This window comes from Pseudomonas sp. NPDC089396 (assembly GCF_044749545.1).
Taxonomy (GTDB): Bacteria; Pseudomonadota; Gammaproteobacteria; order Pseudomonadales; family Pseudomonadaceae; genus Aquipseudomonas.
On record NZ_JBIVIC010000006.1, the window covers coordinates 36137 to 61805 of the forward strand.

General features: G+C 63.6%; 25 protein-coding genes. 12 read left to right on the forward strand and 13 right to left on the reverse strand.

What is annotated here, in order from left to right; genetic code table 11:
- Nucleotides 1-74 precede the first annotated feature (74 nt).
- Nucleotides 75-794 (forward strand): protocatechuate 3,4-dioxygenase subunit beta, encoded by a 720-nt coding sequence (pcaH, locus tag ACIPZB_RS12560; RefSeq protein WP_400640452.1) that lies wholly within the window; start codon nt 75-77, stop codon nt 792-794.
- Between the two features lie 10 nt (nt 795-804).
- The gene (gene pcaG / locus ACIPZB_RS12565) at nt 805-1410 is read left to right on the forward strand and encodes a protocatechuate 3,4-dioxygenase subunit alpha (protein ID WP_400640453.1); all 606 of its coding nucleotides are present in this window, start codon (nt 805-807) and stop codon (nt 1408-1410) included.
- Nucleotides 1411-1530: 120 nt separating this feature from the next.
- Here the strand turns inward: pcaG and ACIPZB_RS12570 are convergent, their stop codons facing one another.
- The 5 genes from ACIPZB_RS12570 to ACIPZB_RS12590 form a co-directional block, all read right to left on the reverse strand.
- On the reverse strand, nt 1531-1965 hold the full coding sequence (locus tag ACIPZB_RS12570; protein WP_400640454.1) for a cupin domain-containing protein: 435 nt from the start codon (nt 1963-1965) through the stop codon (nt 1531-1533).
- A gap of 103 nt (nt 1966-2068) precedes the next feature.
- Nucleotides 2069-2968, reverse strand: a complete 900-nt coding sequence (locus ACIPZB_RS12575; RefSeq protein ID WP_400640455.1) for a LysR family transcriptional regulator — start codon at nt 2966-2968, stop codon at nt 2069-2071.
- Between the two features lie 53 nt (nt 2969-3021).
- Nucleotides 3022-4107, reverse strand: a complete 1086-nt coding sequence (gene trmA / locus ACIPZB_RS12580; protein ID WP_400640456.1) for a tRNA (uridine(54)-C5)-methyltransferase TrmA — start codon at nt 4105-4107, stop codon at nt 3022-3024.
- Entirely contained in the window at nt 4104-5399 is a 1296-nt protein-coding gene (locus ACIPZB_RS12585) for an NCS2 family permease (protein WP_008094156.1), read from the reverse strand. The genes trmA and ACIPZB_RS12585 overlap by 4 nt, the downstream gene beginning before the upstream one ends.
- Before the next feature lie 268 nt (nt 5400-5667).
- Entirely contained in the window at nt 5668-6888 is a 1221-nt protein-coding gene (locus ACIPZB_RS12590; RefSeq protein WP_400640457.1) for an MFS transporter, read from the reverse strand.
- A 344-nt stretch (nt 6889-7232) separates the two neighbouring features.
- Between ACIPZB_RS12590 and ACIPZB_RS12595 the strand changes: the two genes are divergently transcribed.
- Genes ACIPZB_RS12595 through ACIPZB_RS12605 form a run of 3 tightly spaced genes read left to right on the forward strand, consistent with a single transcriptional unit; the run spans nt 7233 to nt 9846 of the window.
- Entirely contained in the window at nt 7233-8669 is a 1437-nt protein-coding gene (locus tag ACIPZB_RS12595; RefSeq protein WP_400640458.1) for a cytochrome ubiquinol oxidase subunit I, read from the forward strand.
- A gap of 3 nt (nt 8670-8672) precedes the next feature.
- Nucleotides 8673-9680, forward strand: coding sequence for a cytochrome d ubiquinol oxidase subunit II (gene cydB / locus ACIPZB_RS12600; protein ID WP_008094149.1), 1008 nt, complete (start codon nt 8673-8675; stop codon nt 9678-9680).
- A gap of 10 nt (nt 9681-9690) precedes the next feature.
- Nucleotides 9691-9846, forward strand: coding sequence for a DUF2474 domain-containing protein (locus ACIPZB_RS12605; protein ID WP_008094148.1), 156 nt, complete (start codon nt 9691-9693; stop codon nt 9844-9846).
- A gap of 116 nt (nt 9847-9962) precedes the next feature.
- Here the strand turns inward: ACIPZB_RS12605 and ACIPZB_RS12610 are convergent, their stop codons facing one another.
- Both ACIPZB_RS12610 and ACIPZB_RS12615 read right to left on the reverse strand, forming a co-directional pair.
- Complete coding sequence (locus ACIPZB_RS12610; RefSeq protein WP_400640459.1) at nt 9963-11087, reverse strand: methyltransferase; 1125 nt, start codon at nt 11085-11087, stop codon at nt 9963-9965.
- Nucleotides 11088-11184: 97 nt separating this feature from the next.
- Nucleotides 11185-11892 carry an autoinducer binding domain-containing protein gene (locus tag ACIPZB_RS12615; protein ID WP_400640460.1) on the reverse strand — a complete coding sequence of 236 codons (708 nt, stop codon included), beginning with the start codon at nt 11890-11892 and terminating at the stop codon, nt 11185-11187.
- A gap of 207 nt (nt 11893-12099) precedes the next feature.
- Here ACIPZB_RS12615 and ACIPZB_RS12620 point away from each other — a divergent pair, with 207 nt between their 5' ends.
- Nucleotides 12100-12876, forward strand: coding sequence for a ferredoxin--NADP reductase (locus ACIPZB_RS12620; RefSeq protein WP_008094142.1), 777 nt, complete (start codon nt 12100-12102; stop codon nt 12874-12876).
- Nucleotides 12877-12906: 30 nt separating this feature from the next.
- Here ACIPZB_RS12620 and mscL read toward each other — a convergent pair whose 3' ends face one another.
- The gene (mscL, locus tag ACIPZB_RS12625) at nt 12907-13326 is read right to left on the reverse strand and encodes a large-conductance mechanosensitive channel protein MscL (RefSeq protein ID WP_400640461.1); all 420 of its coding nucleotides are present in this window, start codon (nt 13324-13326) and stop codon (nt 12907-12909) included.
- 177 nt (nt 13327-13503) lie between these two features.
- Between mscL and radA the strand changes: the two genes are divergently transcribed.
- Complete coding sequence (radA, locus tag ACIPZB_RS12630; protein WP_008094137.1) at nt 13504-14871, forward strand: DNA repair protein RadA; 1368 nt, start codon at nt 13504-13506, stop codon at nt 14869-14871.
- Nucleotides 14872-15039: 168 nt separating this feature from the next.
- On the opposite strand, the gene ACIPZB_RS12635 is transcribed toward radA, so the two are convergent.
- Complete coding sequence (locus tag ACIPZB_RS12635) at nt 15040-16557, reverse strand: nucleobase:cation symporter-2 family protein (RefSeq protein ID WP_400640462.1); 1518 nt, start codon at nt 16555-16557, stop codon at nt 15040-15042.
- 263 nt (nt 16558-16820) lie between these two features.
- Complete coding sequence (locus ACIPZB_RS12640) at nt 16821-17183, reverse strand: PilZ domain-containing protein (protein ID WP_400640463.1); 363 nt, start codon at nt 17181-17183, stop codon at nt 16821-16823.
- Between the two features lie 166 nt (nt 17184-17349).
- On the opposite strand from ACIPZB_RS12640, the gene ACIPZB_RS12645 reads away from it, so the two are divergent.
- From ACIPZB_RS12645 to yjiA, 3 genes are all read left to right on the forward strand, one after another.
- A complete protein-coding gene (locus ACIPZB_RS12645) occupies nt 17350-19416 on the forward strand; it encodes a carbon starvation CstA family protein (protein WP_400640464.1) in 2067 nt (688 codons plus the stop codon).
- 13 nt (nt 19417-19429) lie between these two features.
- Entirely contained in the window at nt 19430-19627 is a 198-nt protein-coding gene (locus ACIPZB_RS12650; RefSeq protein WP_008094130.1) for a YbdD/YjiX family protein, read from the forward strand.
- Nucleotides 19628-19821: 194 nt separating this feature from the next.
- The gene (gene yjiA / locus ACIPZB_RS12655; RefSeq protein ID WP_400640465.1) at nt 19822-20799 is read left to right on the forward strand and encodes a GTPase; all 978 of its coding nucleotides are present in this window, start codon (nt 19822-19824) and stop codon (nt 20797-20799) included.
- On the opposite strand, the gene ACIPZB_RS12660 is transcribed toward yjiA, so the two are convergent.
- Nucleotides 20759-22246, reverse strand: coding sequence for a methylenetetrahydrofolate reductase C-terminal domain-containing protein (locus ACIPZB_RS12660; RefSeq protein WP_400640466.1), 1488 nt, complete (start codon nt 22244-22246; stop codon nt 20759-20761). The genes yjiA and ACIPZB_RS12660 overlap by 41 nt on opposite strands.
- 301 nt (nt 22247-22547) lie before the next feature.
- On the opposite strand from ACIPZB_RS12660, the gene ACIPZB_RS12665 reads away from it, so the two are divergent.
- Together ACIPZB_RS12665 and ACIPZB_RS12670 are read left to right on the forward strand one after the other, a co-directional pair.
- Nucleotides 22548-22814 carry a PepSY domain-containing protein gene (locus ACIPZB_RS12665; RefSeq protein ID WP_400640467.1) on the forward strand — a complete coding sequence of 89 codons (267 nt, stop codon included), beginning with the start codon at nt 22548-22550 and terminating at the stop codon, nt 22812-22814.
- Nucleotides 22814-23353 carry a cytochrome b/b6 domain-containing protein gene (locus ACIPZB_RS12670; protein ID WP_400640468.1) on the forward strand — a complete coding sequence of 180 codons (540 nt, stop codon included), beginning with the start codon at nt 22814-22816 and terminating at the stop codon, nt 23351-23353. The genes ACIPZB_RS12665 and ACIPZB_RS12670 overlap by 1 nt, the downstream gene beginning before the upstream one ends.
- A 114-nt stretch (nt 23354-23467) precedes the next feature.
- On the opposite strand, the gene ACIPZB_RS12675 is transcribed toward ACIPZB_RS12670, so the two are convergent.
- Nucleotides 23468-24574 (reverse strand): agmatine/peptidylarginine deiminase, encoded by a 1107-nt coding sequence (locus tag ACIPZB_RS12675; RefSeq protein WP_400640469.1) that lies wholly within the window; start codon nt 24572-24574, stop codon nt 23468-23470.
- Nucleotides 24575-24581: 7 nt separating this feature from the next.
- Nucleotides 24582-25667 carry an extracellular solute-binding protein gene (locus ACIPZB_RS12680; RefSeq protein WP_400640470.1) on the reverse strand — a complete coding sequence of 362 codons (1086 nt, stop codon included), beginning with the start codon at nt 25665-25667 and terminating at the stop codon, nt 24582-24584.
- Nucleotides 25668-25669: the final 2 nt, after the last annotated feature.

The window sequence follows — 25669 nt, forward strand, 5'->3', positions numbered from 1 at the left end:
GCGCGACCTAACCGAAACTGCAAGTCCGCCTGCCAAACCCAGGCGTTCTGATAATTCCAAGAGAGGAAATCGGCATGCCCGCCCAGGACACCAGCCGCTTCGTGATCCGTGATCGCAACTGGCACCCCAAGGCCCTGACGCCTGACTACAAGACCTCGATTGCCCGCTCGCCGCGCCAGGCACTGGTCAGCATCCCGCAGTCGATCAGCGAAACCACCGGGCCGGACTTTACCCATCTGGGATTCGGTGCCCATGACCATGACCTGTTGCTGAACTTCAACAACGGTGGCCTGCCGATCGGTGAGCGCATCATCGTCGCCGGCCGGGTCGTCGACCAGTACGGCAAGCCGGTGCCCAACACCCTGGTGGAAATGTGGCAGGCCAATGCCGGTGGCCGCTACCGTCACAAGAACGACCGCTACCTGGCGCCGCTGGACCCGAACTTCGGCGGTGTCGGCCGTTGCCTGACCGACCGCGACGGCTACTACAGCTTCCGCACCATCAAGCCCGGCCCATACCCGTGGCGCAACGGCCCGAACGACTGGCGCCCGGCGCATATCCACTTCGCCATCAGCGGCCCGTCGATCGCCACCAAACTGATTACCCAGCTGTACTTCGAAGGTGACCCGCTGATTCCGATGTGCCCGATCGTCAAGTCGATCGCCAACCCCGAAGCGGTGCAGCAACTGATTGCCAGGCTCGACATGAGCAATGCCAACCCTATGGACTGCCTGGCGTACCGCTTCGACATCGTGCTGCGCGGCCAGCGCAAGACCCACTTCGAGAACTGCTGAGGACCCCGCCATGCCAATCGAACTGCTGCCGGAAACCCCCTCGCAGACTGCCGGCCCCTACGTGCACATCGGCCTGGCCCTGGAGGCCGCCGGCAACCCGACCCGCGACCAGGAAATCTGGAACCGTCTGGCCAAGCCGGACGCACCGGGCGAGCACATTCTGCTGATCGGCCAGGTGTATGACGGCAACGGCCACCTGGTGCGTGATTCGTTCCTGGAAATTTGGCAAGCCGATGCCGATGGCCAGTACCAGGATGCCTACAACCTGGAGAACGCCTTCAACAGCTTCGGCCGCACCGCCACGACCTTCGATGCTGGCGAATGGACCGTGCATACGGTCAAGCCGGGTGTGGTGAAGAATGCCGCGGGTGTGCCGATGGCGCCGCACATCAACCTCAGCCTGTTTGCCCGGGGCATCAACATTCACCTGCATACGCGGTTGTATTTCGATGACGAGGCCCAGGCCAATGCCAAGTGCCCGGTGCTTAATCTGATCGAGCAGCCGCAACGGCGGGAGACGCTGATCGCCAAGCGTTGCGAGGTGGATGGGAAGACGGCGTATCGGTTCGATATCCGTATTCAGGGGGAAGGGGAGACGGTGTTCTTCGACTTCTGATGGGGAATCTGGGGCCGCTTTGCGGCCCTTTCGCGACACAAGGCCGCTCCTACAGGCGACCGAGATCATCTGTAGGAGCGGCCTTGTGTCGCGAAAGGGCTGCAAAGCAGCCCCAGGATCTCAGCCTTTCACAGGTTTCAAGTCGAAAGCATCGCCCTGATACTGGAACAACAGACAATCAGCTGCCGCTGTACAACCGCTTTCATGCACCAGGTCGGCTGGCAGCTTGTAATAAGAACCCGCGGGAAATTCGGTGCGCTTGCCATCGATCACCGCATAGAAGGTCCCCCCCAGAACCACCGTCGGCAATGTCTGGCTATGCTGGTGCAGCCCGTTGTCGGTGCCCTTCCTGAACTTCACGTAGGCCGAGTAAGGCCCCTTGCCGAAGATATCGCCTTCGACATTGGCGTAGCTGACGGCGCCTTGGGTATTGGGCACGTCCTGCCACTTCAATGCCGCACTGTCGGTGATCGCAATGGTTTTATCCGCCGCATGTACGCCGATGACCAGGGTGCCGAGCATCAAGCCCGCAACAATTGCCTGTACTGCTTTCATGGTGGAGCTCCTTCGTTGAATGGCGGTGCAACGAAGGCTAATCAAACAAGCAGCGCACAAATACGTGCCAAGGAATCCATGACTTGTGCGTATTCAGCACAAATCACCATCTGGATTGCGCGTAGTACCCCTGCACGTAATCCAGCAACGCACGCACTTTGGGCGCCAGATATCGGCTCTGTGGATAAACCGCATACAGGCTGCGCGCTGGCAGCTTCCAGTTTTCCAGCACCGGCACCAGCCGCCCGTCCTGCAGGGCATCGTGCACGATGAAACGGTCAAAACTGGCGATGCCCAGCCCGCCGATGGCAGCAGCACGCAGGGCCATCGGCGAGTTTGCGCTCAGGCGCCGAGGCATGAGGATGCCGCGCTGTTCGCCACCGGCACCCGTCAGTTGCAGGCGCTGCGGGTGCAGCAGCTGGCTGTAGCCGAGCAGGGGATGGTTGGCCAGTGCCTCGGGCGTGGCGGGCATGCCGTGGCGCTCGACATAGCGCGGGGCGGCCACCAGTAGCACCTCGCTGCTCGCCAGCCGGCGCGCCACCAGGCTGGAGTCCGGCAGGTGGTCGGTGACCCGCAGGCAGACATCGATTTCCTCTTCCAGCAGGTCGACAAATCGATCGCTGCAGTTGAGTTCGATCTGCAACAGCGGGTGGCGCTCGATGAAGTCTGGCAACCAGCGTCCCAGTTCCAGCTCGCCAAAGGCCGTGGCCACACCCAGGCGCAGCGTGCCGCTCGGCTGTTGCTGATGCTCGGACAGTTCCAGGGTCATGGCCTGCATCTGTTCGAGGATCTGCACGCAGTGGCGATAGAACAGCGCACCGGCTTCGGTGAGGTGCAGGCGGCGGGTAGTGCGGGTGAGCAGTTGCGTGCCGAGGTGGCGTTCCAGGTGCTTCACCTGGCGGGACAGTACGGTGTGCGACACGCCCGCCTGGTTGGCGGCGGCGCTGAAGCTGCCGAGGTCGACGACCCGGCGGAAGGTTTGCATGGCACTGAACTGGTCCATCAATTCTCCTGGCCGCGTGCAATGGGGCCATCGAGGCCCCACGGCAACACGGATCAGCGCCGAACCAGCAGCACCCCGCTTTCCATGTGATGGGTGTAAGGGAACTGGTCGAACAGCGCGCAGCGTTCGATTCGGTGAGTATCTTGCAGCTGGGCGATGTTCTGCGCCAGGGTCTCGGGGTTGCACGAGATGTACAGGATACGCTCGAAGCGGCGAGTCAGTTCGCAAGTGTCCGGGTCCATGCCGGCACGCGGTGGGTCGACGAATACCGTGCCGAACTCGTAGCTTTTCAGGTCGATGCCTTCCAGCCGGCGGAACGGGCGAACCTCGTTCAGCGCCTGGGTCAGCTCTTCGGCCGACAGGCGCACCAGGCGCACGTTGTCCACCGCGTTCTCGTCGAGGTTGCTCAGGGCGGCATTGACCGAGGTCTTGCTGATCTCGGTGGCCAGCACCTGGCGCACGCGGGTGGCCAGCGGCAGGGTGAAGTTGCCGTTGCCGCAGTACAGCTCCAGCAGGTCGTCGTCGCGATCGCCGATGGCCTCGAACGCCCAGCTCAGCATCTTCTGGTTCACCGCGCCGTTGGGCTGGGTGAACGCGCCTTCCGGCTGGCGATAGCTGAACACCCGGCCAGCCACGTCGAGCTTCTCCACGGCGTAGTCGCGGCCGATGACCAGGCGCTTGCCCTTGGAACGGCCGATCAGGCTGACGCCCAGGTCTTCGGCCAGCTGCCGCGCGGCCACTTCCCAGGCTTCGTCCAGCGGGCGGTGGTAGCACATCGTGACCATCGCATCGCCGGCCAGGGTGGTGAGGAACTCCACCTGGAACAGGCGATTGCTCAGTTCCTCGCTGGCCTGCCAGGCCGCCTTCAGGCGCGGCATCAGTTGGTTGATGCGCTCGCTGGCGATCGGGAAATCGTCGATCAGGATCGCCTTGTGTTTCTCGCCAGGGGCAAACATCGCGTAGTGGCGCTGGCCGTCTTCACGCCACAGGCGGAACTCGGCGCGCAGGCGATAGTGCTCGCGCGGCGAGTCGAAAACAGCCGGCTCCGGTGCACCGAAGGGGGCCAGCAGCTCGCGCAGGCGGGCCACTTTGCCCTGCAATTGCGCGTCGTAGGTGCTTGGGTCGAAGACGGCACTCATGCGTTGAACCAGCCCAGCTTGATCACGAACAGGATGGAAAGGATCACCAGTGCCGGGTTCAGGTCGCGGTGGCGGCCGGAGATCAGCTTGACGGCGGTCCAGGAAATGAAGCCGAAGGCGATGCCGTTGGCGATCGAATAGGTCAGCGGCATGGCCAGGGCAGTCACCACCACAGGCGCGGCTTCGGTGACGTCGTCCCAGTTTATTTCGGCCAGGCCCGAGGCCATCAGCACCGCGACGAACAGCAGCGCCGGAGCGGTGGCGAAGGCCGGCACGCTACCGGCCAGCGGGGCGAAGAACAGCGCCAGCAGGAACAGCGCGGCGACCACGATGGCGGTCAGGCCGGTGCGGCCACCGGCGCTCACGCCTGCGGCCGACTCGATGTAGCTGGTGGTGGTCGAGGTGCCCAGCAGCGAGCCGGCCATGGCCGCGGTGCTGTCGGCGATCAGGGCACGGCCCATTTTCGGCATGTGGCCGTCCTTGCCCATCAGGCCGGCGCGCTTGGCCACACCGATGAGGGTGCCGGAGTTGTCGAACAGGTCGACGAACAGGAAGGCGAAGATCACGCTCACCAGGCCCACGTCCAGGGCACCGGCGATGTCCAGCTGGAGGAAAGTCGGGGCCAGCGATGGCGGCATGGAGACGATGCCGCCGAACGGCGTCACGCCCATTGCGATCGAGGCGACGGTGACGGCGAGGATGCCGATCAGCACCGCACCGCGCACTTTCAGCGACTCGAGGCCGACGATCAGGAAGAAGCCCAGGGTGGCGAGGATCGGTGCCGGCTGCTTGAGGTCGCCCAGGCCCACCAGGGTGGCCGGGTTATCGACGACGATACCTGCGTTATGCAGGGCGATCAGCGCCAGGAACAGGCCGATACCGGCCGCGATGGCCGAGCGCAAGGGCAGCGGGATGCTGTTCACGATCCATTCGCGGATGCGGAAGATCGACAGCAGGAAGAACATCACCGCCGACAGGAACACCGCGCCCAGCGCCACCTGCCAGGTGTGGCCCATGTGCAGGACCACCGTGTAGGTGAAGAAGGCGTTCAGGCCCATGCCCGGCGCCAGGGCGATCGGGTAGTTGGCGATCAGGCCCATGGTTGTCGAGCCGATGGCCGCGGCCAGGCAGGTGGCGACGAAGATCGCACCTTTGTCCATGCCGGTCTCGCCGAGGATGCTCGGGTTGACGAACAGGATGTAGGCCATGGCCAGGAAGGTAGTGACGCCCGCAAGAATCTCGGTGCGCACATTGGTGTTGTGTGCTCTTAGTTGAAACAGCCTTTCCAGCATGCCCGCTCCCCAAGGCGCCCCCGGCGCCGTGAATGTATCGACCCCATCAGCAAAGCACAGACCGTACCGGTTGCCGTGGTTTTGTGTGGGGAGGAAAAAAGCCGCGCATCATACCAGCATGGATGGCGGGGGCCTATGGCCGTTGGGGAATGGGCTGTTTCGTGCCTGTACCGGCCCTATCGCCGGCAAGCCGGCTCCCACAGGTACGCCACAATATTCAAGCGTTGTGGGGTTCCTTGTGGGAGCCGGCTTGCCGGCGATAGGGCCATCAGCCACTGTGCAACCGGTCCCGCGTGGCCAGGCTCGGGAACAGTTTTATCCACAGCCCCGTCACCACCAGCGTGCCCACACCCCCCAGCACCACCGCCGGCACCGTCCCGAACCAGTGCGCCGTGACCCCGGATTCGAACTCGCCAAGCTGGTTCGAGGCACCGATGAACAAGCCATTCACCGCGCTGACCCGGCCCCGCATCTCATCCGGCGTCTCCAACTGCACGAAGGCACCGCGGATCACCATGCTGATCATGTCCGCCGCGCCCAGCACCACCAGTACCGCCAGCGAGAACCAGAACGAGGTCGACAGCCCAAACCCGATGGTCGCCACGCCGAAAACCGCGACCGCGGTGAACATGGTGCGGCCTACCTTGCGTTCGACCGGGAAGCGCGCCAGCCACACCGACATCAGCAATGCCCCCACCGCCGGTGCCGAGCGCAACAGGCCCAGGCCCCAGGGGCCGGTGAGCAGGATGTCCTTGGCGAACACCGGCAGCAGCGCAGTGGCGCCCCCCAGCAGCACGGCGAACAGGTCGAGGGAAATCGCCCCGAGAATGTCCGGCCGGCTGCGGATGAAGCGGATCCCGGCCAACAGCGACTCCAGGCTGGCGCGGCCACGCTGGGGCACTTGCTGGCGCGAGTCCAGGCTCAGCATCAGCACGCAGGCAATGGCGTACAGCGCCACGGTCGGGCCATACACCCAGATACTGCCGAAGGCATACAGAAAACCGCCCACCGCCGGGGCGACGATGGTGGCTGCCTGGGTCGCCGAAGCCGAGGCCGCCACCGCCCGTGGAAACAGCCCCGGCGGCACCACATTGGGCAGCAGGGCCTGGGTCGCCGGCATCTCGAACGAACGGGTCGCGCCGAGCAGGAAGGCCAGGCCAAAGATCAGCTCGCGGCTGACGTTGTCGGTGGCGCTGCCCACTGCCAGCACCAGCGCGATCAGCCCCTGCAGGGTCTGGCAGAGGGCTGCTACCTTGCGCCGGTCATAGCGGTCGGCGACATGCCCGGTGTGCAGCATGAACAGCACCCGAGGGGCGAATTCGACCAGGCCGACCAAGCCCAGATCCAGCACATTGCCGGTCAGTTGGTAGAGGTGCCAGCCAATCGCCACGGTGAGCATCTGGAAGCCGCTGGCGGTGAACACCCGGGCCAGCCAGAAGGCCATGAAAGGGCGGTGCTGGCGCAACAACTGCGGTGTGGAATCGGACATCGGAAACCTGTGGCCTCGGCGCAGTAGAGGGGTCGGCAGCGTATCATCTGTTTGTAACAAACCGTTACTGTTTGCCGGGATCGGCACTTTTTCAGCCGTTGCAACAGGGGGGTGGGGCAACGGGTCACGCGGCAATCAACCACACGTCTCGGCGGGCCATTCGGGACTATGCTTCCTAGCAATCGTTGATCTGGATCAATCGTTCCAAATCTAACGATTGGCCTTCGGGCCCGATTCCCTGCGATTGCACAGAACAATTCCAACGCGCCGCACTCGATACACGTGGGGGCAGTAGGCGCCAGGGCCATACGCCCGGACGCCGGATTATCTGAAGAGGAAGCACTATGTTCGGTTTAGAGGCCCTAGATCTCGCCCGAATCCAGTTTGCATTTACCGTGTCCTTTCACATCTTGTTCCCAGCCATCACCATTGGCTTGGCGAGCTACCTGGCAGTCCTCGAAGGCCTTTGGCTGAGGAGCCACAACCAGGTCTACCGTGACCTCTATCACTTCTGGTCGAAGATCTTCGCCGTCAACTTCGGCATGGGCGTGGTCTCTGGCCTGGTCATGGCCTATCAGTTCGGCACCAACTGGAGTCGCTTCTCCGACTTCGCCGGCGCCGTCACCGGGCCGTTGCTCACTTATGAAGTACTGACTGCCTTCTTCCTCGAAGCCGGCTTCCTCGGCGTCATGCTGTTCGGCTGGAATCGCGTAGGCCGCGGCCTGCACTTCTTCGCCACGGTGATGGTGGCGCTGGGGACGCTGGTGTCGACCTTCTGGATCCTGGCCTCCAACAGCTGGATGCAGACACCGCAGGGCCACGAAATCATCGACGGCCGCGTGGTCCCGGTGGACTGGCTGGCGGTGATCTTCAACCCGTCGTTCCCCTACCGCCTGATGCACATGGCCACGGCCGCGTTCGTCGCCACGGCCTTCTTCGTCGGTGCCTCGGCCGCCTGGCACCTGCTGCGCGGACGTGACAACCCGGCGATTCGCAAGATGCTGTCGATGGCCATGTGGATGGCCCTGATCGTCGCCCCGGTCCAGGCCGTGATCGGTGACTTCCACGGCCTCAATACCCTCAAGCACCAGCCGGTGAAGATTGCCGCGATCGAAGGCCACTGGGAGAACGTGCCCGGCGAGCCAACCCCGCTGATCCTGTTCGGCATCCCCGACATGAAGGCCGAAACCACGCACTTCAAGCTGGAGATTCCGGTGCTCGGCAGCCTGATCCTCACCCATAGCCTGGACAAGCAGGTGCCGGCGATGAAGGAATTCCCGCCTGAGGACCGGCCCAACTCGACCATCGTGTTCTGGTCGTTCCGGGTCATGGTCGGGCTGGGCATGCTGATGATCTTCGTCGGCCTCTGGAGCCTGTGGCTGCGCAAGCGCGGCACCTTGTACAGCTCGCGTCCGTTCCTGTACCTGACCCTGTGGATGGGGCCATCGGGCCTGGTGGCCATCCTGGCCGGCTGGTTCACCACCGAAGTGGGCCGCCAGCCCTGGGTGGTGTATGGCCTGATGCGCACTTCAGAGGGGGTTTCCAACCATAGCTACGCCCAGCTCGGCTTCACCCTGGTGGCGTTCGTGGTGGTGTACTTCGCCCTGTTCGGGACCGGCCTTGGCTACATGATGCGCCTGGTGCGCAAAGGGCCGAAAACCGGTGAGGGCGATGAGCACACGCCAGGCGGTCCCGGCCAGAAACGCACACCGGCACGGCCGTTGTCCGCCGCCGATGATGGCCACGAGTCCAAGGCCCCCAGCCTGAGCAAGGAGAACTGAGTCATGGGTATTGACCTTCCGCTGATCTGGGCCGTGATCATCATCTTCGGCGTCATGATGTACGTCGTGATGGATGGCTTCGACTTAGGCATCGGCATGCTGTTCCCCTTCGTCAAGGGCGAGCAGGACCGCGATGTAATGATGAACACCGTCGCCCCCGTGTGGGACGGCAACGAAACCTGGCTGATCCTCGGGGGGGCCGGCCTGTTCGGCGCCTTCCCGATGGCCTATTCGGTGGTGCTCGAAGCGCTGTACCTGCCGTTGATCCTCATGCTGATCGGCCTGATCTTCCGCGGCGTGGCGTTCGAGTTCCGGTTCAAGGCCAAGGCCCACAAGCGCCATATCTGGAACAAGGCGTTCATCTGGGGCTCGCTGATCGCGACCTTTTTCCAGGGTGTTGCCCTGGGCGCGTTCATCGAGGGCTTCAAGGTGGTGGATCGCCACTTCGCCGGTGGCACGCTCGACTGGCTGACGCCGTTCAGCCTGTTCAGCGGGCTGGGGCTGATCGTGGCCTACACCTTGTTGGGCTGCACCTGGCTGATCATGAAGACCGAAGGGCCGCTGCAGCAGCAGATGCATGACCTGGCCAAGCCATTGGCCCTGGTGCTACTGGTGGTGATCGGCATCGTCAGCCTGTGGACGCCGATCGCCTACCCGCAGATCGCCGATCGCTGGTTCAGCATGCCTAACCTGATCTGGTTCATGCCGGTGCCTATCCTGGTGCTGGTGACCTTCTACGGTCTGCTCAAGGCGGTGGCGCGCAATGCCCATTACACGCCGTTCCTGCTGACCCTGGTGCTGATCTTCCTTGGCTACAGTGGCTTGGGCATCAGCCTGTGGCCGAACATCATTCCACCGTCGATCTCGATCTGGGATGCGGCCGCACCGCCGCAGAGCCAGGGCTTCATGCTGGTGGGCACCTTGTTCATCCTGCCGTTCATTCTTGGGTATACCTTCTGGAGCTACTACGTGTTCCGCGGCAAGGTCACCCACGAAGACGGCTATCACTAGAGGAGGGCGCATGATGACTGGCAAACATGGCCTGGATGAGAAGAAACCGCTGTGGCAGCGACTGGGTTGGCTGCTGCTGATCTGGGCGATGAGCGTGGCGGCCCTGGGAGTGGCGGCCTATGTGATGCGGCTGTTCATGGGCGCGGCCGGATTGACCACACACTAACGCTGTTCTGCAGTGGCCCTATCGCCGGCAAGCCGGCTCCCACAGGTAACTCACAATGCTTGAACCTTGTGGGGTACCTGTGGGAGCCGGCTTGCCGGCGATAGGGCCCTCAAAGACTACTTGCGGGCTTTGAGAATCACGAACTTCGGCGTCGCCGCCACCTGCTCCACCCCGCGGAACAGCCGCGCCAGTTTGCTGTGGTATCCCAGGTGACGGTTACCGACGATATACAGCGCACCGCCCACCACCAGCGCCTCGCGCGCCTGCTGGAACATGCGCCAGGCGAGGAAGTCGCCGACCACCTGCTGCTGGTGGAACGGCGGGTTGCACAGCACCACGTCCAGCGACTGCTTCTCCACCCCCGCCAGGCCATCGCCCGCCAGCACCGTCACCTCCCGCTCACCCAGCGCGGCCTGCCAGTTTTCCTGCGCCGATTGCACGGCCATGTACGACTCGTCCACCAGGGTGTAGTGGGCCTGCGGGTTGAGCAGGGCACTGGCGATACCCAGCACGCCGTTGCCGCAACCCAGGTCCGCGACGCGGGCATTGCCCAGGTCTCGCGGCAGGTGCGGGAGGAAAGCGCGGGTGCCGATGTCCAGGCCATCACGGCAGAACACATTGGCGTGGTTGATCAGTTCCAGGGCCGGCGAGTCGAGGCGGTAGCGGCTCGGGTAGGGCGAGACGGCGGCCGGGCGTTCGGCCAGCGTGGCGGTCAGCAGGCGTGCCTTTTTCAGCGCCAGTGAGGCCTGGACCGGGCCGATGTACTTCTCCAGCAGATCGCCTGCGGCCCGTGGCAAGTGCTTGATCATGGCCCCGGCAATCACCTGCGCACCGGGCGCCAGGTGGCCTTGCAGGCGGATCAGCTGTTCTTCGAGCAGGGCCAGGGTCTTGGGCACGCGAACCAGTACCCGATCGAAGGGGCCTTGCCAGTGTTCGCTGGCCGGTACGAACGGCACGCTGTCGAACGCCTTGCCGTTGCGCGCCAGGTTCTTCTCCAGGGCCATGCGGGCCAGGTGAGAGTCGCCACTGCTGACCACCGGCAGGTGGCCTTCAAGGCTGGCGGCCAGGGCGCCAAAGCTGTCGTTGAGCACCAGCACCCGGCACGCCGCCCCCGGCGCTTGCGCATGCAACTGCTCGAGCAGGTACTCGTCGGCGGCATCGAAAGCCTGCAGAGGGTCGTTGGCCTGGTCCGGCTGGCGGATCAGGTCGAGTTCGGCGTAGGGGGTGGTCAACAGGGGCATGGCGTCTGGCTCGGGTACGGATCTGCCCGTCGGCGGATCGCCACGGGTTTGGGTACGCGATTCTACAGGGCTTTGCGCAAGGTCGCAGAAATGGCTGTCAGATCAGCCCGCGCAGGGCGGCGATGGCGATGGCGCCCGCCTTGTTGGAGGCATTGGTCTTGGCGATGACGCTGCGGATATGGAAGTTCACCGTGCTTTGCGACAGGGAGAGGATGCAGGCGACATCGGCGGCGGTCTTGCCCGCTGCGGACCATCTCAGCACTTCCAGTTCGCGCTCGGTCATCTTTGGTACGGGAGAGCATAACTTGTTCAGGTGATGCTCGCTGATGACCGCGTGCAAGGTGTGGCACAACCACTGCACCTTGCCGGCCTTGTCATAGAGTTCGGCTGTGCTGATCTCACCCACAGGTCTGGCAATGCTGATCTGGCTTTCATTGTGCTGCAGGTCGTGCAGCGATTGGGTCCAGCCATGACGCAAGCCGTGCTCGCAGGCTAGCTCACGAAATTGCGGGGCCTCGCGGTACAGGTCGTCGGTCCACAGCACTGGCATGGTCGAGGTATGGCTACAATTGGCCGCCGAATCCAGTTTGTAGAATTCATCGTGCTGGTAGCGCTCGATCCATTCCTGCGGATAGTTGCTGTAGAGAAACACCTTGGGTGATTGAGCGGCGAGTTGCAGGCGCAGCTTGAGGCCCAGGAATGTCATGTCTAGACCCAGTGCAAGCTGCACTGCCAGGTCGAACATTCGCTGCGGTGCACGTTCACTCATCAACTGATGGAGATGCTCGTGATTCCAGAGAAGCATCTGTCGCTCCCTCGCTGGTGGGATCCAAACTTTTTGTACACCGGCCAATTGTAGGAAAAGCCTGACTATTGCGTTGGGTTTTTTTGTTATAGAGCGCACGGTTTTTGTGAGAACCGTACGTTCGACTTTCTGTGACCTTACACTCCAGCGGTTTTTATCCTGGCCGCTTTGCGCGACACTTGGCGCATGCATTTCTTGGAGCCCCACATGACCGCCAGCGCCGACAAGTTCACCCGCCAGACCCTGCTCGACGTCCAGCCGTTGACGCCCAACCTGTTCAGCCTGCGAGTCACCCGCGACCCGGGCTTCCGTTTTCGGTCCGGTCAGTTCGCTCGGCTGGGTGTGACCAAGGCGGATGGCAGTGTGGTCTGGCGCGCCTACTCGATGGTCAGCGCACCCCATGACGAGTTTCTCGATTTCTTCTCCATCGTCGTGCCGGGCGGTGAGTTCACCAGCGAACTGAGCCGACTGGGCGAGGGCGACACACTGCTGATCGACCGCCAGGCGTTCGGCTTCCTGACCCTCGATCGCTTCGTCGGCGGGCGTGACCTGTGGCTGTTGGCGACCGGCACCGGCATTGCGCCGTTCATGTCGATCCTGCAGGACTTCGAGGCCTGGGAGCGCTTCGACAACATCAAGCTGGTGTATTCGGTGCGCGAGGCGAAGGAGCTCGCGTATGTGGATGACATCGCTGGGCTTGAGCAGCGTGACTACCTGGCCGAGTTTGCCGGCAAGCTGCAGTTCATCCCGGTGGTGACGCGTGAAGCTCACCCCGGCGCCTTGAGCGCGCGGATCACCACCCTGATCGAGAATGGCGAGCTGGAGAAAGCGGCGGGGCTGGAGCTGTCGCCCGAGCATTCGCGGATCATGCTCTGCGGTAACCCCGAGATGATCGACGACACGCGCAAGGTGCTCAAGGCGCGCGACTTGCAACTGAGCCTGAGCAAGCGCCCAGGACAGGTGGCGGTCGAAAACTACTGGTGATACTGGGGGCGCGAGGCGCCCCCCGTCACGTCAGGGCAACCGGTTCTGGTTCTGCGACTTGAGCAGGTCGCGAATCTCGGTCAGCAGTGTTTCCTGCGGGGTCGGCGCAGGCGGCACGCTGGGCGCCACGGCTTCTTCACGCTTGAGCTTGTTGATCGCTTTCACCCCCATGAAGATGGCGAATGCCACGATCACGAAGTCGATGATCGTCTGGATGAACTTGCCATAGGCCACCACCACGGCGGGTACATCGCCTTCGGCTGCCTTCAAGGTAATGGCCAGGTCACTGAAGTCCACGCCTCCGATCAGCAGCCCCAGGGGTGGCATGACCACGTCACCGACGAATGAGGAGACAATCTTGCCGAAGGCCGCGCCGATGATGATACCGACCGCCATGTCGACGACGTTTCCTTTGACCGCGAAGGCCTTGAACTCACTGATCATGCCCATGTTCGATTCCTTTGTAACAAATGGTGAGGTTATCGCAGTGTAAGCCACTAAAACGCTTCATGCGTGATCTTCAGGAGTAGTGACTGCGCTTAGAACGAATAGTTTTGTCGCCTTCCGGCGCGTTCGAGACACGTCTGTGTCGGCTATCATGGCGGTTTTTTCCAGGAGAACCTGCCCATGGCCAAAGCCAAGCGCTTGTATGGCTGCACCGAATGCGGCGCGACCTTCCCCAAATGGGCCGGCCAGTGCGGCGAATGCGGGGCCTGGAACACTCTGGTCGAAACCATGATCGAAAGCGCCGGTGCCGCCGCGCCCAGCGGGCGTGCCGGGTGGACCGGGCAGCAGGCGCAGATCAAGACCTTGGCCGAAGTCAGCGTCGAGGAAATTCCCCGTTTCACCACCAGCAGTACCGAGTTGGACCGCGTGCTCGGCGGGGGCCTGGTCGATGGCTCGGTGGTGCTGATCGGTGGCGACCCCGGTATCGGCAAGTCGACCATCCTGCTGCAGACCCTGTGCAACATCGCCGTGGGCATGCCGGCGTTGTACGTCACCGGTGAAGAGTCGCAGCAGCAGGTGGCCATGCGTTCACGGCGCCTGGGCCTGCCGCAGGATCAGCTCAAGGTGATGACCGAAACCTGTATCGAAACCATCATCGCCACGGCGCGGCTGGAGAAGCCGCGGGTCATGGTCATCGACTCGATCCAGACCATCTTCACCGAACAGCTGCAGTCAGCGCCCGGTGGCGTGGCCCAGGTGCGCGAGAGCACGGCGTTACTGGTGCGTTATGCCAAGCAGAGCGGCACGGCGATCTTCCTGGTCGGCCACGTCACCAAGGAAGGCTCGCTGGCCGGCCCGCGGGTGCTGGAGCACATGGTCGATACCGTGCTGTATTTCGAAGGCGAGTCCGATGGCCGCCTGCGCCTGTTGCGGGCGGTGAAGAACCGCTTTGGTGCGGTCAACGAACTGGGCGTGTTCGGCATGACCGACCGCGGGCTGAAGGAGGTTTCCAACCCCTCGGCGATCTTCCTCAACCGTGCCCAGGAAGAAGTGCCCGGTAGCGTGGTCATGGCCACCTGGGAAGGCACCCGGCCGATGCTGGTGGAAGTGCAGGCGTTGGTGGATGACAGCCACCTGGCCAACCCGCGGCGGGTCACCCTGGGCCTGGACCAGAACCGCCTGGCGATGCTGCTGGCCGTGCTGCACCGGCATGGCGGCATTCCCACCCACGACCAGGATGTGTTTCTCAACGTGGTAGGCGGGGTGAAGGTGCTGGAGACCGCGTCCGACCTGGCCTTGCTGGCGGCAGTGATGTCCAGCTTGCGCAACCGGCCGTTGGCCCATGGGCTGCTGGTGTTCGGTGAGATCGGCCTGTCTGGTGAAGTGCGACCGGTCCCCAGCGGGCAGGAGCGGTTGAAGGAAGCGGCCAAGCATGGCTTCAAGCGGGCCATCGTGCCCAAGGGCAATGCGCCGAAGGAACCGCCGGCGGGGTTGCAGGTGATTGCCGTGACCCGGCTGGAACAGGCTTTGGACGCCTTGTTCGAGTAATTCCTTGTCAGTTCCGGCCCTATCGCCGGCAAGCCGGCTCCCACAAGGTTAAGCAGCGCCTTCGATTCCTGTGGGAGCCGGCTTGCCGGCGATAGGGCCATTACAGACAAACAAAAAGGGGAGCCGACGATGCGCATCGGCTCCCCCGCGTAACCGCTCAGTCAGCGGTCAATGCTCGGCGACCGCACTGCGCCTGGGCGTCGCGTTGCCTTGCTCGTCCATCTCCATCACCGGCACCTCGTTGCCCTCGGCATCGAACAGCTTGCCATCCTTGAAATAGTCGCCATCACGCAGCGACGAAATGTCCGAGTACTGGATGGTGCGCTCGTAGCCTGCGGCGAACACCGACTGCTGGTCCGAGTTGCCGGCGGTGAAGTGGTTGAAGATCAGGTTCAGCAGGATGGCCATGATCGCCGCCGAGCTGATGCCGGAGTGGAAGATGGTCTCGAACCAGTTCGGGAAGTGGTGGTAGAAGGTCGGCGCGGCAATCGGGATCATGCCGAAGCCCAGCGAGGCGGCGACGATGATCAGGTTGACGTTGTTCTTGTAGTTGACCTTCGACAGGGTGCGGATGCCACTGGCAGCCACGGTGCCGAACAGCACGATGCCTGCGCCGCCCAGTACCGGGGTGGGGACCGCGGCAATCACCCGGCCCATCACCGGCAGCAGGCCGAGCACCACCAGGATCACACCACCGGTGGCCACCACATAGCGGCTCTTGACCCCGGTCACGGCCACCAGCCCGACGTTCTGGGCGAAGGCGCTCTGGGTGAAGGAGCCGAAGATCGGCGCCAGGATGCTCGACGCCATGTCGGCGCGCAGGCCATTGCCCAGGCGCTTGGAGTCGACCTTGGTTTCGATGATCTCACCCACGGCGAGAATGTCGGCCGAGGTTTCCACCAACGTCACCATGATCACGATGCACATCGACAGGATCGCCGCGATGTGGAAGGTCGGCATGCCGAAGTGGAACGGCGTGGGGAAGGCGAACATCGGGCCTTCGGCGACCTTGCTGAAGTCGGTCATGCCCAGTGCCCAGGCGATCAGCGTGCCGATCACCATGGCCAGCAGGATCGACAGCCGCGAGATGGTTGCGCTGCCCAGCTTGCTCAGCAGCAGCACGATGGCGAAGGTCAACCCCGCCAGGCCGATGTTGGCCATGCTGCCGAACTCCGGCGAGGCGCTGTTGCCGCCCATCACCCAGCGTGCGGCCACGGGCATCAGGGTCAGGCCGATGGTGGTGATGACGATGCCGGTCACCAGCGGCGGGAAGAACTTGGTGATGCGCGAGAACACCGGGGTGATCAAAAAGCCGATCAGCGAGGCGGCCATCACTGCACCCAACACGCCAGGCAGGCCACCACCGCCCTCGCTGCTGAGAATCGCGCCCATGGTCGCAACGCCTGCGAACGATACGCCTTGTACCAACGGCAACTGACAACCGAAGAACGGCAGGCCCAGCGTCTGCAACAGCGTGGCCAGGCCACCGGCAAACAGCGAGGCGGCGATCAGCATGCCGATTTCGGCACCGTTCAGGCCTGCAGCCTGCCCGAGGATCAGGGGTACCGCGACGATCCCGCCATACATGGTCAGCACGTGTTGCAGACCATAAGCCAGGTTGGCGCCAAGCCCGAGGTTTTCATCCTCGGGGCGCTTGGCGGGAGACGTGCTAGGGGACGTAGTCATTGAGCAGGCTCGCTGTTTATTGTTGTGCCGCTACTGTAGACACTTCCTACAAATGATTGCCACAAGAATTGTATACAATATTTTGATCGGAGCGCGTACAGGCGGCCTTGCATTGCGTCCCTAGAGGCAATGCAGATCGCGTACCAAGTCTTCAAATGCTGTGCTAGAGGGCTGTGTACAAAGTCCTGCTACCCAGGCTTAAAGCTGTCTGGGTAGACAAGAAACACAAGGTGGGAAAGCAATTAGCTAGCTAAGAGATTCCATTATTCGATGAGTTCGCGCAGTTCCCGCATCATTTCGGTGCTGTCGGCCACGTTCAGTTCCACAAGACGGTGCAAATGACACATCGAATCGATGTCGATGTAGAGGCAGACGAAGCCCAGCCGCGTGGGCTCTTCATGGCGCAATTCCACCTGCATCTGCACGCGGACGTCGCGGTCGAGGTGGATGATCGCATCGAAATCCTGGGTCAGGTCGGCATCCCAGGGCTTGGGGCACTCGATCAGCAGGCCTTTTAGCGACAGGTCGAGCAATTTTACCGGCCAGCGGCGATCGCCCTGGCGCAGTTCGGTAGGGGCGTCGAAGTCGATGCGCTGGAAGCGCCTGCGTTCGTCGTGATCGCTCATGGGCGGGTCCTCGGGTGACACATCCTGACTATAGTTAGTGGTTATGTGCATCAGGTACCGTAATCTGGACGCAGAGGCTCTAGACCCAAGCAAGTGTGGCAATGCGCGATGACTCGCCCTAGACTCGATGGGCGGTCTTTTCCAATCCACCAGCTGGAACTAAACCATGAACAACAATAATAGCCTGCTACGCCACATTCCGTGGTTGGCGCTGGCAGTCATAGGGGCCTGCGCGCTGGGTGTGGTTGCCCTGCGTCGCGGCGAGGCAATCAATGCCTTGTGGATCGTGGTCGCGTCGGTTGCCATCTACCTGGTCGCCTATCGCTACTACAGCCTGTTCATCGCCACCAAGGTGATGCAACTGGACCCACGCCGAGCCACCCCCGCGGTGCTCAACAACGACGGCCTGGACTACGTCCCGACCAACAAACACATTCTTTTCGGTCACCACTTCGCCGCCATCGCCGGCGCCGGCCCGCTGGTCGGCCCGGTACTCGCCGCGCAAATGGGCTACCTGCCCGGCACGCTGTGGCTGATCGCCGGCGTGGTGCTGGCCGGTGCGGTACAGGACTTCATGGTCCTGTTCCTGTCCACCCGCCGCAACGGCCGCTCGCTGGGCGACATGGTGCGTGAGGAGATGGGCCGCATCCCGGGGACCATCGCCCTGTTTGGCTGCTTCCTGATCATGATCATCATCCTTGCGGTGCTGGCGCTGATCGTGGTCAAGGCCCTGGCCGAGAGCCCGTGGGGCATGTTCACGGTGATGGCGACCATCCCGATCGCGATGTTCATGGGCATCTACATGCGCTACATCCGCCCGGGCCGCATCGGCGAGATCTCGGTGGTCGGCGTGGTGCTGCTGCTGGGGTCGATCTGGCTGGGGGGCCAGATTGCCGCCGATCCGGTCTGGGGCCCGGCCTTCACCTTCACCGGCGTGCAGATCACCTGGATGCTGGTGGGTTATGGCTTCGTTGCCGCCGTACTGCCGGTGTGGCTGGTGCTGGCGCCGCGTGACTACCTGTCGACCTTCCTCAAGATCGGTACCATCATTGCCCTGGCCATCGGCATCCTGGTAACCATGCCCGAGCTGAAAATGCCGGCGCTGACCCAGTTCACCGACGGCACCGGCCCGGTGTGGAAGGGCACCCTGTTCCCGTTCCTGTTCATCACCATCGCCTGCGGTGCGGTGTCCGGCTTCCACGCGCTGATCTCCTCGGGGACCACGCCGAAGCTGCTGGACAACGAAACCAACGCCCGTTACATCGGCTACGGCGGCATGTTGATGGAGTCGTTCGTCGCCATCATGGCCATGGTCGCCGCGTCGGTGATCGAGCCGGGCGTGTACTTCGCCATGAACAGCCCGGCCGCCGTGGTCGGCGCCGACGTCGCTTCGGTGGCGCAAACGGTCAGCAGCTGGGGCTTCTTGATCACCCCTGAGCAACTGGAGGCGGTCGCCCGCGACATCGGCGAGCACACCATCCTGGCCCGTGCCGGCGGTGCGCCGACCCTGGCCGTGGGTATCGCGCAGATCCTCCACCAGGTGCTGCCGGGTGAAAACACCATGGCCTTCTGGTACCACTTCGCGATCCTGTTCGAAGCCCTGTTCATCCTTACCGCGGTGGACGCCGGTACCCGTGCCGGCCGCTTCATGCTGCAGGACCTGCTGGGCAGCTTCGTGCCAGCCCTGAAGCGCACCGAGTCGTGGACCGCCAACCTGATCGGCACTGCCGGCTGCGTGGCCCTGTGGGGCTACCTGCTGTACCAGGGCGTGATCGACCCGCTGGGCGGCATCAACACCCTGTGGCCACTGTTCGGCATCTCCAACCAGATGCTGGCGGGTATCGCCCTGATGCTCGGCACCGTGGTGCTGATCAAGATGAAGCGCCAGCGCTACGTCTGGGTCACCTTGCTGCCGGCCGTGTGGCTGCTGATCTGCACCACCACTGCGGGCCTGATCAAGCTGTTCGACCCGAACCCGGCCGTTGGCTTCCTGGCCTTGGCCAAGAAGTACAGCACTGCGCTGGACGCCGGCCAGGTCTTGGCCCCGGCCAAGGACATCGGGCAGATGCAGCATGTGATCTTCAACGCCTACACCAACGCCGGCCTGACCGTGCTGTTCCTGATTGTGGTGTTCAGCGTGCTGTTCTTCGCCGTCAAGGTTGGCTACGCCGCCCTCGGCCGCAAGGAGCGCACCGACAAGGAAACCCCGTTCCAGGCCCTGCCTGACGCTTGAGAGGACTGCTGCGATGTTCAACGACCTGGGTCGACTGGGTAAGTACCTGGGGCAGGCAGCCCGCCTGATGGTCGGCATGCCCGACTACGACAACTATGTCGAGCACATGCAGACCAAGCACCCGGACAAGCCGGTGATGAGCTACGAGGCGTTCTTCCGCGAACGCCAGGAAGCGCGTTACGGTGGCAAGTCCGGGCCGAAGTGTTGTTGAGCCTGTAGTTTCAGCCTGTCCCGGCCTCATCGCCGGCAAGCCGGCTCCCACAGGTTCACCGTAAGCCTTGAGGCCTGCGGAGAACCAGTGGGACCCCACAGACACCCCACAAGCCTTGAGGCCTGCGGAGAACCTGTGGGAGCTGGCTTGCCAGCGATGGGGCCATTGTTTTTTCCGCACAGGAGCATTTCTGCGTGCAGACGCCTATTCCCGTAACCGTGCTCACTGGCTTCCTGGGAGCCGGCAAGACCACGCTACTCAAGTACATGCTCAAGGCCGAGCACGGCCTGAAAATCGCCGTGATCGAGAACGAATTCAGCGAAGCCGGCATCGACAGCCAGCTGCTGGGCGACGAGCCGGTGCAGGTGATGACCCTGGCCAACGGCTGCGTGTGCTGCAGCATCCATGGCGACCTGACCCGCGCGCTGTACCTGCTGCTCGAGCGCCTGGATGCCGGCAAGATCGCCTTCGACCGCCTGGTGATCGAGTGCACGGGCCTGGCTGACCCGGCGCCGGTGGCGCAGACCTTCTTCATCGAAGAGGAACTGCGCGATCGCTACATCCTTGACGGCATCATCACCCTGGTCGATGCCGCCCACGCCGAGCTGCACCTGACCCAGGCCATCGCCCAGGCCCAGGTCGGCTTTGCCGATCGCCTGCTGCTGAGCAAGACCGACCTGGTCGAGCCGGCGGCGGTGGAGGCGCTGCAGGCGCGTCTGGCGCGCATCAATGGCCGAGCGAGCATCCGTGTGGTCGAGCACGGCCGTATCGACCTGGCCGAGCTGCTCGATGTACGCGGTTTCAACCTCAACCCGGACCTGGGTGCCAACCTCAAGCCGACCCTGCGCCCGCTGCTCAAGCCCGCGACGCCGGATCGCATCTCGACCCTGGTACTGCGTACCGAGACCCCGCTCGACATTGACCGCCTCAGCGACTTCATGAACGACCTGCTGGAAACCCACGGCAAGCAACTGCTGCGCTACAAGGGCGTGCTCAACATCGCCGGCGAAGCGCGTCGCCTGGTGTTCCAGGGTGTGCTCAAGCTCTATGGCTTCGACTGGGACGCCGAGTGGGCCGAGGGCGAGGCGCGCGAAAGCGTGATGGTGTTCATCGCCGATGAACTGCCCGAGGCTAGGATTCGGGCTGGGTTCGAGGCGCTGGCTGCGGGCTGAGGCGGCGCGCTGGCTGAGCCTCGAACCACTGTGGCCAGGAGCTGCGGTGGCGGGTTTCGACCTCGATACAGGGGATCAGCCGCTCGCTGAGCACGGCGATCTGCTGCACCGCTTTGGCGGTGCGGTACTTGACGCTGTGGATGCACTCGCGGTCGCCGAACTCGCAGCGATTGAGCGCGGTGCCGCCGCAGGGGCCGTTGGCCAGGCCCTTGGGGCAGGTTTCCGGGCAGATGTACAAGGTGTCTTCCAGGCGGCAGCGGCCACAGGTATCGCAGCCCAGCAGCGGCCGCTTCACGCTGCGCTCCAGTCCATGCAGTAGCCGCGCACCCGTTGCCGTGCCCCACAGAGGCCGGCGCACCCCCCAGCCAAACGCCTTGCTCAGCCAGTTGTTGCGGCTGAACAGCGCTGCGTGGAACCCGTGCAGCAGGTGGTAACGCAGCTTCTCCGCGGGCGAGGCGCTGACCAGGGATTGGCCATTGCGCCAGTCGGCCAACGGCGGGTGGAAGGTCACGCCAGGCAGGCCAGGCATCTGCCAGCTCTGCGCCCAGGCCAGTGCCCATTGCGCCAGTGAATGAATGCGTGCCTGCCAGTGTTCGATGCGCGCCTCCAGCGCGAGCAATTGCTCGAGTTCGTGCACCCCCGACAGGTGTACCCCGGCGTAGCCCATCAGCTTCACTCCGATGATCTGCAAGGCCAGGCGATCGACGCTGCGCGTCTGGGCGAAGGCTTTGGAAACGGCAGTTTCGGCTTCGAGCATGGCGCGCATCGAAGGCGTGACGGTGACGCCGGCGACGTGTTCGAGCATCGCCGCGCGGCCGTGGGTGAGGCTCATTAGGCAGGCCAGCAGCGGTTTCGGCGTGGCTTGCCGGTTCATCCACTGCAGGGCCTCCTGATGCTTGTCGGCATCGAAGCCCAATTGCAGGATCAGGAAGTCGGCACCGGCGGCGAGCTTTTTCTGTGCCTTCAGGTATTGCGCGCCGCCTTCTTCCTCGCGGTACTTGAACGGGTTGAGCGCAGCGCCGAGCAGCCAGTGGGGGCACGCCTGACGGGCGATCTGCAGGGCGGCGACCGATTCCAGATAACGCACCGGCCGCTCACCGGGCTGATGGCCGGGGAGGCGGTCGCCCGTGAGCAGCAGCAGTTGATCGAGGCCGGCGGCGTCCATGCGTTGCAATTGCGCCAGCAGATGGTGGCGTTCGCGGTCCTTGCCGGAGAAGTGGGGCAGGGCGGGCACGGGCGTGCTGAAGCTGTCCAGAGCATCCAGCGGCGAAAGGTCCAGCGGGCTGGCGACGCGGTCGCCGATGGCCAGGGTCATGGGCCAGCCACACAGGTGCCCGCGCTGCATGATGGCCTGCATGGCGGCGAAGCGTTGCGCCGAGGGCTTGGGGACGAACTCCATGACGCAGACGAAGGATTTTTCGCGCAGCGCCGATTTCAGCAGGCTCATGGCAGGGTGGCACCTGGAGGGTTCAGGGCGACAGTGTGGCGCAAGAGTCGAAAGGGGTCATGTCCAGATGCGCAGGGGGATGCTCTGAACAAGACATTGCGTGTCAGTGGCGGCCCTTTCGCTGGCAAGCCAGCTCCCACACAGGTACCCCACTACCCTTGAGAACAGTGGCGTACCTGTGGGAGCCGGCTTGCCGGCGATAGGGCCAATTCTGACGCTGGAGAACGCACAGGCAGCGCGCCCCGACTAAGCTGGAAACGTTCAACCCAGCCTTTCAACTCCCAGATTGGAGCCTATCGTCATGCGTATCCTGATTGCCGCCACCCTGCTACTGGGCAGCAGTGCCGCCTTCGCCGCCACGCAATGCACCACTGCCGACAAGAGTACCTGGCAAGACCCGGATAAATTCCAGGCCCAGCTCAAGGAGCAGGGCTACAAGATCAACAAGTTCAAGGTCACCAAAGGCAACTGCTACGAGATCTATGGCTTCAACAAGGATGGCAAGAAGGTCGAGATCTACCATGACCCGGTCACCGGCAAGGCAGTCAAGACCGAGATCGAAGACTGATGCCAGACGCCACGGTAAAACTGTGGGACCCGCTGTTGCGCCTGTGCCACCTGTCTTTCGCCACCGTGTTCTTTGCCGATTATTTTTTTAACGAAGAGGGCGACGACTGGCATCAGTGGCTCGGTTACTACGCCCTGGGCTGTGTGGTCATACGCCTGGTGTGGGGCTTCGTCGGTCCGCAGAGCGCGCGTTGGGCAGACTTCTGGCCAACGCCTGCGCGCCTTGCGGCCCATGCCCGGGCGTTGTTCAAGGGCCAGCCTTACCACCGGCTGGGGCATTCGCCAATTGGCGCACTGGTGATGCTGTTGATGTTGACTGGCATCACCGGCCTGGGGCTGACGGGGTGGGCATCACAGGAAATCGATGCGCTATGGGGCGCCGATTGGCCCATGGATGTGCATAGCTTTCTGGCCGATGGCGTGTTGGCGCTGGTTTGCGTGCATGTGCTGGCGGCCATCGTCGAGAGCGTGCGTTTGCGCGAGAACCTGCCGCTGTCGATGCTGACCGGGCGTCGGCGGCGTATTTCTGATGAGCCGTGATGGCGTTTGACCGGCGTTGTTTGGACGGGCCTCATCGCCGGCAAGCCGGCTCCCACAACGATCCCACAGGCCTCAAGAGTACCTGTGGGAGCCGGCTTGCCGGCGATAGGGCCACTAGGCCGGGCACTGATGGGTGACGCAGTGAATGCCGCCACCGCCTGCCGCGATCGCATCGATGTCCAGTTGCACGACCTCGCGCTCCGGGTACAGCGCTGCCAGCAAGGCCCGCGCCTTTTCATCGGCCTGGGCATCGCCGAACTGCGGGGCGATGATGGCGCCATTGATCACGAAGTAGTTGATATAACCCGCCGCGAAGTCCGGGTTGCCCTTGCTGAACCTGTTTTTCCGCCCACGCATCGGCGGTGACACCACGTGCACCTGCAGGCGCCGCCCCTCGGCGTCGGTCGCCTTCTTGAGAATCTCCAGGTGCTTGCGGGTCACGTCGTAGTCATACGACTCGGGATCCTTGTCCAGGTTGGCAATGACCACGCCGGGTCGGACGAAGCGGGCATAGAAATCCACATGCCCGTCGGTAATGTCCTCGCCGGCGATGCCCGGCAGCCAGATGATCTTGCTCAGGCCCAGGCGCTGCTTGAGCTCGGTTTCGATATCGGCCTTGCTCCAGCCCGGATTGCGGTTGGCGTTGATCCAGCTGCTTTCGGTCATGATGCCGGTGCCATGGCCGTCCACTTCGATGGCGCCCCCTTCGCCAACCAGTTCGCTGCGCTGATACTGCGCACCTGCCAGCGTGGCGACTCGCTTGGCCAGCCGGGCATCGTTGCGATGGCGTTGCTTGTTGCCCCAACCGTTGAAGTTGAAGTCCACCGCGCCCAGGCCGTTGCCGTCATCGACGACGAAGTTGGCGCCGATGTCGCGCATCCAGATGTCATCCAGCTCGCAGGTCTCGAACTGGGTGTTGTGGCTGCCGCAATGTTGCACGGCCAGCTCGCGTTCGCTGGCACGGCAGAACACGGTCACCGGCTGGTAGCGGGCAATCGCCTGGGCGATACGGCCCAGGGCCGCTTGCACGTCGGCGGTGAAATCCTCCCAGATGGCGTCCTGGGCGCCGAAGGCAATGAACGCGCGTTGCTGCGGTTCGCCCTCGTCGGGCATGAACCAGCGCCCGGGTTGCTCGGCGCGGGCCAGGCCCAGGGGCAAGCCCAGGCTGGCCCCAAGGCCCGCGGCCAGTGACAGTTGCAGGAAGGTTCTACGGCTTGGCATGGGTCAGTCAGTCCTGTGCAGTCTTGAAGCGGGTCCACACCCGCATGCGCGCGCGCATGTCGGCCTGGGGAATGTCACGGCCCGGAATCAGCCGGGCATAGGTGGCTTCGTCGAGGTAGATATCGGGGTTGTCGCGCAAGCGCGGTTCAACCGCCTCGCGGGCCTTGGCGCTGGCCGTCGGGTAGCCGGTGAAGTTGCTGATTGCGGCCATGTTCTGCGGGCGCATGACGAAGTTGATGAAACGATAGGCGTATTCCGGGTGCTTGGCATCGGTGGGTATCGCCATGGTGTCCATCCACACCGTGGTGCCCTGGCGCGGTACGCGGTACTGGAAGTCGAGCTGCTTGCCGGCGGCCTCGGCGGTGCGCTGGGCCTGGATCACATCGCCGCTGTAGCCCAGCGACAGGCACAGGTTCTCGTTGACCAGCTCGGTGACCGGTTGCGACTGGAACTTGCGGATATACGGGCGCACCGCCTTGAGCAGTTCGCTGGCCGCGGCCAGGTCTTCGCGTTTGGCGCTGCGCGGTTCCCGGCCCAGGTAGTTGAGGACCACGGCCAGGACTTCGTCGGGCGAGTCGATGATCGAGATCCCGCAGTCGGCGAACTTGGCGGCAAGCTCCGGTTTGAACAGCAGGTCGAGGTTGTCCAGCGGGGCATCGGCCATGCGCTGGCGAATCATGCCGGCGTTGCTCGTCAGGCCGATGGTGCCCCAGGTATAGGGCACGGTGGCCTGGCTGGCCTTGGGGTACTGGTCATGCAGCTTGCGCAGGCCTGGCTCGATGTCGTCGAGCGCCTCCAGGCGGCTGCGGTCCAGCGGCTGCAGGCTGCCGGCGCGCATCAGCCGCTCGGCCACGGTATCGCCGGGGAAGACCAGGTCGTAGCCACTGCGGCCCGACATCAGCTTGGCTTCGAGCACCTCGCTGCCGTCCATGACGTCGTAGATCACCTGGATGCCGGTTTCAGCGGTGAACTGCTTGAGCGTGTCTTCGGCGAAATAGTCGGCCCAGTTGTACAGGCGCAGGGTCGGCTGTTCGGCCAGGGCGTGGCTGGCGCAGAGCGTCAGGGCGAGCGCCGCCAGGTGTGGCAGTTTCATGT

Coding starts and splice junctions, on each gene's coding strand:
- pcaH (WP_400640452.1), top strand. CDS start 75: ATGCCCGCCCAGGACACCAGCCGCTTCGTGATCCGTGATCGCAACTGG.
- pcaG (WP_400640453.1), top strand. CDS start 805: ATGCCAATCGAACTGCTGCCGGAAACCCCCTCGCAGACTGCCGGCCCC.
- ACIPZB_RS12570 (WP_400640454.1), bottom strand. CDS start 1,965: ATGAAAGCAGTACAGGCAATTGTTGCGGGCTTGATGCTCGGCACCCTG.
- ACIPZB_RS12575 (WP_400640455.1), bottom strand. CDS start 2,968: ATGGACCAGTTCAGTGCCATGCAAACCTTCCGCCGGGTCGTCGACCTC.
- trmA (WP_400640456.1), bottom strand. CDS start 4,107: ATGAGTGCCGTCTTCGACCCAAGCACCTACGACGCGCAATTGCAGGGC.
- ACIPZB_RS12585 (WP_008094156.1), bottom strand. CDS start 5,399: ATGCTGGAAAGGCTGTTTCAACTAAGAGCACACAACACCAATGTGCGC.
- ACIPZB_RS12590 (WP_400640457.1), bottom strand. CDS start 6,888: ATGTCCGATTCCACACCGCAGTTGTTGCGCCAGCACCGCCCTTTCATG.
- ACIPZB_RS12595 (WP_400640458.1), top strand. CDS start 7,233: ATGTTCGGTTTAGAGGCCCTAGATCTCGCCCGAATCCAGTTTGCATTT.
- cydB (WP_008094149.1), top strand. CDS start 8,673: ATGGGTATTGACCTTCCGCTGATCTGGGCCGTGATCATCATCTTCGGC.
- ACIPZB_RS12605 (WP_008094148.1), top strand. CDS start 9,691: ATGATGACTGGCAAACATGGCCTGGATGAGAAGAAACCGCTGTGGCAG.
- ACIPZB_RS12610 (WP_400640459.1), bottom strand. CDS start 11,087: ATGCCCCTGTTGACCACCCCCTACGCCGAACTCGACCTGATCCGCCAG.
- ACIPZB_RS12615 (WP_400640460.1), bottom strand. CDS start 11,892: ATGCTTCTCTGGAATCACGAGCATCTCCATCAGTTGATGAGTGAACGT.
- ACIPZB_RS12620 (WP_008094142.1), top strand. CDS start 12,100: ATGACCGCCAGCGCCGACAAGTTCACCCGCCAGACCCTGCTCGACGTC.
- mscL (WP_400640461.1), bottom strand. CDS start 13,326: ATGGGCATGATCAGTGAGTTCAAGGCCTTCGCGGTCAAAGGAAACGTC.
- radA (WP_008094137.1), top strand. CDS start 13,504: ATGGCCAAAGCCAAGCGCTTGTATGGCTGCACCGAATGCGGCGCGACC.
- ACIPZB_RS12635 (WP_400640462.1), bottom strand. CDS start 16,557: ATGACTACGTCCCCTAGCACGTCTCCCGCCAAGCGCCCCGAGGATGAA.
- ACIPZB_RS12640 (WP_400640463.1), bottom strand. CDS start 17,183: ATGAGCGATCACGACGAACGCAGGCGCTTCCAGCGCATCGACTTCGAC.
- ACIPZB_RS12645 (WP_400640464.1), top strand. CDS start 17,350: ATGAACAACAATAATAGCCTGCTACGCCACATTCCGTGGTTGGCGCTG.
- ACIPZB_RS12650 (WP_008094130.1), top strand. CDS start 19,430: ATGTTCAACGACCTGGGTCGACTGGGTAAGTACCTGGGGCAGGCAGCC.
- ACIPZB_RS12660 (WP_400640466.1), bottom strand. CDS start 22,246: ATGAGCCTGCTGAAATCGGCGCTGCGCGAAAAATCCTTCGTCTGCGTC.
- ACIPZB_RS12665 (WP_400640467.1), top strand. CDS start 22,548: ATGCGTATCCTGATTGCCGCCACCCTGCTACTGGGCAGCAGTGCCGCC.
- ACIPZB_RS12670 (WP_400640468.1), top strand. CDS start 22,814: ATGCCAGACGCCACGGTAAAACTGTGGGACCCGCTGTTGCGCCTGTGC.
- ACIPZB_RS12675 (WP_400640469.1), bottom strand. CDS start 24,574: ATGCCAAGCCGTAGAACCTTCCTGCAACTGTCACTGGCCGCGGGCCTT.
- ACIPZB_RS12680 (WP_400640470.1), bottom strand. CDS start 25,667: ATGAAACTGCCACACCTGGCGGCGCTCGCCCTGACGCTCTGCGCCAGC.